The organism is Hydrogenophaga sp. (genome assembly GCF_022844385.1).
In the GTDB taxonomy this organism is placed as follows: Bacteria; Pseudomonadota; Gammaproteobacteria; order Burkholderiales; family Burkholderiaceae_C; genus Hydrogenophaga.
Genome location: NZ_JALHLX010000169.1, coordinates 1 through 5,949 on the forward strand (window position 1 = coordinate 1; position 5,949 = coordinate 5,949).

5 protein-coding genes and 1 pseudogene are annotated in these 5,949 nt (G+C 64.6%); all 6 read left to right on the forward strand.

The features are described from left to right. Positions 1-108: 108 nt before the first annotated feature. Complete coding sequence (locus tag Q0C59_RS17990; protein ID WP_291218125.1) at positions 109-636, forward strand: shikimate kinase; 528 nt, start codon at positions 109-111, stop codon at positions 634-636. 46 nt (positions 637-682) lie between these two features. Next, positions 683-1,804 (forward strand): 3-dehydroquinate synthase, encoded by a 1,122-nt coding sequence (gene aroB / locus Q0C59_RS17995; protein WP_291218116.1) that lies wholly within the window; start codon positions 683-685, stop codon positions 1,802-1,804. After that, positions 1,804-2,988: a deoxyguanosinetriphosphate triphosphohydrolase gene (locus Q0C59_RS18000; protein WP_291218118.1), complete on the forward strand. Its 1,185-nt coding sequence runs from the start codon at positions 1,804-1,806 to the stop codon at positions 2,986-2,988. The genes aroB and Q0C59_RS18000 overlap by 1 nt, the downstream gene beginning before the upstream one ends. 17 nt (positions 2,989-3,005) lie before the next feature. Beyond that, the gene (locus Q0C59_RS18005; protein WP_291218121.1) at positions 3,006-4,217 is read left to right on the forward strand and encodes a CynX/NimT family MFS transporter; all 1,212 of its coding nucleotides are present in this window, start codon (positions 3,006-3,008) and stop codon (positions 4,215-4,217) included. 38 nt (positions 4,218-4,255) lie between these two features. Then, a complete protein-coding gene (locus Q0C59_RS18010; RefSeq protein WP_291218123.1) occupies positions 4,256-4,957 on the forward strand; it encodes a transposase in 702 nt (233 codons plus the stop codon). A gap of 186 nt (positions 4,958-5,143) precedes the next feature. Next, a pseudogene (locus Q0C59_RS18015) lies at positions 5,144-5,949 on the forward strand (glutamate synthase subunit alpha); the annotation flags it as partial.

The window sequence follows — 5,949 nt, forward strand, 5'->3', positions numbered from 1 at the left end:
GTTCAAGTCCCGCGAGCGGATCAACAACAAGTCGGAATTGCTCATCTTCATCACACCGCGCGTGCTGGGTCGATCCGCGATCAATTGAGCGCCGCGTCCTGTTTCCTGATCGGCTTGCCTGGCTCGGGCAAGTCGACGGTGGGCCGGCAATTGGCCCGCCGCATTGCGCTCCCCTTTTTTGACTCCGATCACGTGATCGAACAGCGATTGGGCTGCTCGATCCGCGAGTTTTTCGAGCGCGAAGGGGAGGATCGATTTCGAGACATGGAGGTCTCGATCCTTGATGAATTGACCGCTGCCCCCGCTTGCGTGGTTTCCACTGGCGGCGGGTCGGTGCTGCGCAAGGAGAACCGGGAGCGGCTTCACGAGCGCGGCTCCGTTGTGTATCTTCGTTCGACGCCCGAAGAGGTGTTCCGCCGTCTGCGCTATGACCGCAACCGTCCTCTGTTGCAAGTGGCCGACCCCCTGCAGCGACTGAAAGATCTCTATGCGGTGCGCGATCCCTTGTACCGGGAGACCGCACATTTCGTCATCGAGACCGGCCGACCTTCGGTGGCCATGTTGGTGAACATGATCGTGATGCAGCTGGAGCTCGCGGGCGTGGTGACGCCCGGCGCTGCGCCGCCGCAACGCTGAGCACCACCGCCGGCGCACCGGCAGCCAGGGCATAAACTCGGTGCCCATGACGAAACAAGCCCTACTCCCCAAGCGCGAACGTGTGAGCATCGATCTCGGTGACCGCAGCTACGTCATCGACATCGGATCGGGTTTGCTCGATGCCGCCGAGAGTTATGCGCATCTGCCCGCCGCCCACAGCGCCATGATCGTGACCAACGAAACCGTCGCGCCGCTGTACGCCCAACGGCTCGAGCGCGCGCTGTCGTCGAGCTATGCGCGTATTCACACGGTGTGCCTGCCGGACGGTGAAACCCACAAGACCTGGGAGTCCTTGAACCTGATCTTCGATGCACTGCTGTCCCACGGCTGCGACCGCAAGACGGTGATGTTTGCGCTGGGCGGTGGTGTGGTGGGTGACATGACGGGCTTCGCTGCGGCCAGCTACATGCGGGGCGTGCCGTTCGTGCAGGTGCCAACGACGCTGCTGGCGCAGGTGGACTCATCGGTCGGTGGCAAGACGGCCATCAACCACCCGTTGGGCAAAAACATGATCGGGGCTTTTTACCAGCCGCAGCGGGTGCTCTGCGACCTGGACACGCTCACCACCTTGCCCGCCCGCGAACTCAGTGCAGGGCTGGCCGAAGTGATCAAGTACGGCCCGATTGCCGACATGGCCTTCTTCGACTGGATCGAGGGGAACATGGAAGCGCTCACCGCGCGAGATCCCGGTGCTCTGGCCCACGCGGTCAAACGCAGCTGCGAGATCAAGGCCTGGGTGGTAGGGCAGGACGAGCGTGAAGCCGGGCTGCGGGCCATCCTGAACTTCGGGCACACCTTTGGCCACGCCATCGAGGCAGGTATGGGATACGGCGTGTGGCTGCACGGCGAAGCGGTGGGCTGCGGCATGGTGATGGCCGCCCGACTCTCGCAGTTGCTGGGCGGGGTGGACGTCGCCTTTGTCGAGCGCCTCACGCGGCTGGTTCAAGCGGCGGGCCTGCCCACCGTGGCGCCTGTGCTGGATGCGCACGACAACCTCGGTCGCTACCTCGCGTTGATGCGGGTCGACAAGAAGTCGGAGGCTGGCGAGATCAAGTTCGTGGTGATTGACCGCCCCGGCAGCGCCGTGGTGCGCAGCGCGCCCGATGCACTGGTGGCGCAGGTGATCGCCGACAGCGTGCAGGCCTGATGGAGCGGCAGCCGCAGCATCCGGTGCAAGGCCTGGCGGCGTATGCCAGTGATCCCGCACGCAGCCGGGGACGCCGCTACCCGGAGGCTGAAGCGCCCACGCGCACCGCCTTCCAACGCGATCGCGACCGAGTCATCCACTCCACGGCGTTTCGCCGGCTGGTCTACAAGACCCAGGTCTTTCTGAACCACGAGGGTGACCTGTTTCGCACGCGCCTGACGCACTCGCTCGAAGTCGCGCAGCTCGGGCGCAGCATCGCAAGGTCGCTGCAGCTCAACGAAGACCTGGTGGAAGCCATTGCGCTGGCGCACGACCTGGGCCATACGCCGTTCGGGCATGCGGGACAGGACGCTTTGAACGCCTGCATGCAGTCCCTGGCGCTCAGCGACCTCGCCGCCAATGGTGGCGGTTTTGAGCACAACCTGCAGAGCTTGCGCGTGGTGGACGAACTGGAAGAGCGATACCCGTCGTTCGACGGTTTGAACCTGTGCTTTGAGACCCGCGAGGGCATCCTCAAACACTGCTCTCGTGCCCATGCACAGCGGTTGGAGCGCCTTGAGCCCAACGGGGTGGCGGCCCGATTTCTCAACGGCGGTTCACCCAGCCTGGAGGCGCAGCTGTGCAATCTGGCCGATGAGATTGCGTACAACGCGCACGACATCGACGACGGTGTGCGCTCCGGCCTGCTCACGCTGGAGCAACTCGACGAGGTTCCCTTGTTCGCGCACTACCGCCAGCAGGCGCTGCGGGTGCATCCCTTGCTGGCGGGCCGACGCTTGTTGTTCGAGACGATCCGTCTGATGCTCAGCGATCAGGTGTACGACGTGATCGACAACACCCGTGCGCGCATCGCAGAACAAGGGCCGGTTGACGCCGATGCCGCGCGCCGCATGCCGCCCCTGGTCGCATTCTCTGCGGCCATGCGCGACCCTTCGCAGGTGCTCAAGACCTTTCTGCTGCGCAACCTCTACCGCCATCCCCAGGTGATGGAAACCACCGGACGTGCCCGGCAGGTGGTGAGCGATTTGTTTGACCGTTATCTCAACGCACCGCAAGAACTGCCCGAGGCGCACGGCAGCAGCCAGCACCACCCGCGCGCCGTGGCCGACTACATCGCCGGCATGACCGATCGCTTCGCGATCCGTGAGCACGAGCGCCTGTTCGGCACAGTGGTCTTTCCCTGAATGGGCTGCGCAGTGCCATGACCGACCGCGAAGACCCGGCTTCCCGGCGAACAGCTGCCATCGTGTTTGTTGTGGGTGTCTCCTGCGCCCTGCACATCGGCAAGTTGCCGGTGGCAATCCCCGTGTTGCGCGATGCCATGCAGCTCACGCTGGTGCAGGCGGGGTTTCTGCTGTCGTTGGTGCAACTGGCCGGCATGACCCTGGGCCTGGCGGTTGGCCTCATGGCAGACCGGCTCGGGCCACGGCGGGTGATGTTGGCCGGTCTTGTGCTGTTGGCGATGGGCAGCGCGATGGGTGCCGCCGCGCCAGGCGCGGGCCTGCTGTTGCTGTCGCGCGTGGTGGAAGGTGTGGGGTTTCTTCTTGCTGTGTTGCCAGCGCCGGGCCTGCTGCGCCGCCGAGTCCTGCACGCCGCCACTTTGTCTCGTGCCTTGGGTTGGTGGGGCGCCTACATGCCGCTGGGCACCGCGCTGGCCTTGTTGATGGGCGGCGCGCTCATGGGTCAGGTCGGCTGGCGGTGGGCTTGGGTGGTCTTGTCTGTGCTGTCGCTCTGCTCGGCTGCGCTGCTGGCGCGTAGCGTCGCGCCCGACGGTGTGTCGGCTGCCACCAAGCCGGGGAACGGTGTCGCCTGGGGTCCGCGGCTCCGCAGGACGCTCACTTCGCCTGGCCCGTGGTGGGTTGCTCTGGCGTTTTTTCTGTACTCAGGCCAATGGCTGGCGGTGGTCGGGTTCCTGCCGACCATTTACGCGCAAGCCGGCTATGCCGCAGCGACAGTGGGCGGCCTCAGTGCGTTGGCTGCCGGCATCAACATGCTCGGCAACATTGGCGCCGGGCGTCTGTTGTCCCGGGGCGTGCCCCCCGGCGTGCTGCTGGCTTTGGGCTTTTGCGCCATGGGCCTCGGCTCTGTCATCGCGTTTGCGGCGTCGGGGCATCCTGTCGCGCAGTACCTGGCCGTGCTGGTGTTTTCAGGCGTGGGGGGACTGATCCCCGGCACCTTGTTCGGTTTGGCGGTGGTGCTGGCGCCGGGCGAAGACACCGTGTCCACCACGGTCGGCTGGATGCAGCAGTTCTCGGCCCTGGGGCAGTTCATCGGCCCGCCACTCGTGGCCTGGGTTGCCACCCAGGCCGGTGGCTGGCAGTCCACGTGGTGGGTCACGGTGGCGTCGTCCGTGTTGGGCTTGATGCTGGCTGGTCGCCTGCAAGCCGCCTGGCGAAGCCGGGTTGTTGTCTAATTGGGGTCAGATTCCAATTTCTCACCTCCCCGAACGCCATGGCCCGACTTCCACGCCTGACCGTTGCCGGTTATCCGCACCACGTGATCCAGCGCGGCAACAACCGCCAGCCCATCGTCAAGACCGATGCCGACCGCGAGGTGCTGCTGGACCTGATGGGTGAGAACGCCAGGAAGCACCAGGTGGCCATCAACGCTTATGTGCTGATGGACAACCATTTCCACCTGCTGCTCACGCCCGACACGGGGGAGGGCGTGCCATTGATGATGCAGGCGGTGGGGCGGCGCTACGTGCGCTATTTCAACGACCGTCACCAGCGCACCGGCACGCTGTGGGAAGGGCGGTATAAGTCGACCCTGATCCAGACCGACCGGTATCTTCTGGCCTGCATGGCCTACCTGGACCTCAATCCCGTCCGCGCCGGCATGGTCAGCGACCCGAAGCAATTCGTTTGGTCCAGCCACCGCCACTTCATTGGCCAGACCAACGACCGGCGGGTCACACCCCATCCCCTGTTCTGGAGCCTCGGAAATACGCCCTTTGCGCGGGAAGCCGCTTACACCGAATTGGTGCGCGCGGGGCTGGCCGTCGATGCACAAAAAGCCATCACGCACGCCACGCTGCACGGCTGGGCGCTGGGTGACGCCGACTTTGTGGAGACCCTGCAGAGGCAGACGAGCCGCCGGATCAGCGAAGCGCGTGCAGGCCGACCGCCGATGACGCCCTCGGATGGTCGCTGACTTCGACGGTGCTGGTTGCACCACCTCACTTGATCTTGATCTGTCCCTGATTAAGCCTGATTTGAAAATCGCGCGCGCGAAATTGGAATCTGACCCCCATTAATCTGCTTGGCATTATTGTTGCAATGCAATATGCTCCGCAGTCCCGATTTGCATCAACGCCCTACGAACCGAGAAGGAAGCGCCATGACCACGGCAGCCGAACAGCAGTACCTCCAGCAACACGGTCTGTACGACCCTTCCAACGAGCACGACGCCTGTGGCGTGGGCTTTGTGGCGCACATCAAGGGCGAAAAAAGCCACGGCATCGTGCAGCAGGGCCTGAAGATTCTGGAGAACCTCGACCACCGGGGGGCGGTCGGTGCCGACAAGCTCATGGGCGACGGTGCGGGTCTCTTGATCCAGTTGCCCGATGCCTTGTACCGGGAAGAAATGGCGGCGCAAGGCGTGACGTTGCCGCCTGCTGGCGAGTACGGCGTCGGCATGATCTTCATGCCCAAGGAACACGCCAGCCGCCTGGCCTGCGAACAGGAGATGGAGCGTGCGATTGCCGCCGAAGGGCAGGTGCTGCTCGGTTGGCGCAACGTGCCGGTGAACATGGACATGCCCATGTCGCCCACCGTGCGCGCCAAGGAGCCCATCATTCGCCAGGTCTTCATCGGTCGCGGCAACGATGTGATCGTGCAGGACGCGCTGGAGCGCAAGCTGTATGTGATCCGCAAGACGGCCAGCGGCGCCATCCAGCGCCTCAAGCTCACGCACAGCAAAGAGTATTACGTGGTCAGCATGAGCAGCCGCACAGTGGTCTACAAGGGTCTGCTGCTGGCCGATCAGGTGGGTACCTACTTCCGCGACCTGCAGGACGAGCGCTGCGTCTCGGCGCTGGGCCTGGTGCACCAGCGCTTCTCCACCAACACGTTCCCCGAATGGCCGCTGGCCCACCCTTACCGCTATGTGGCGCACAACGGCGAGATCAACACCGTCAAGGGCAA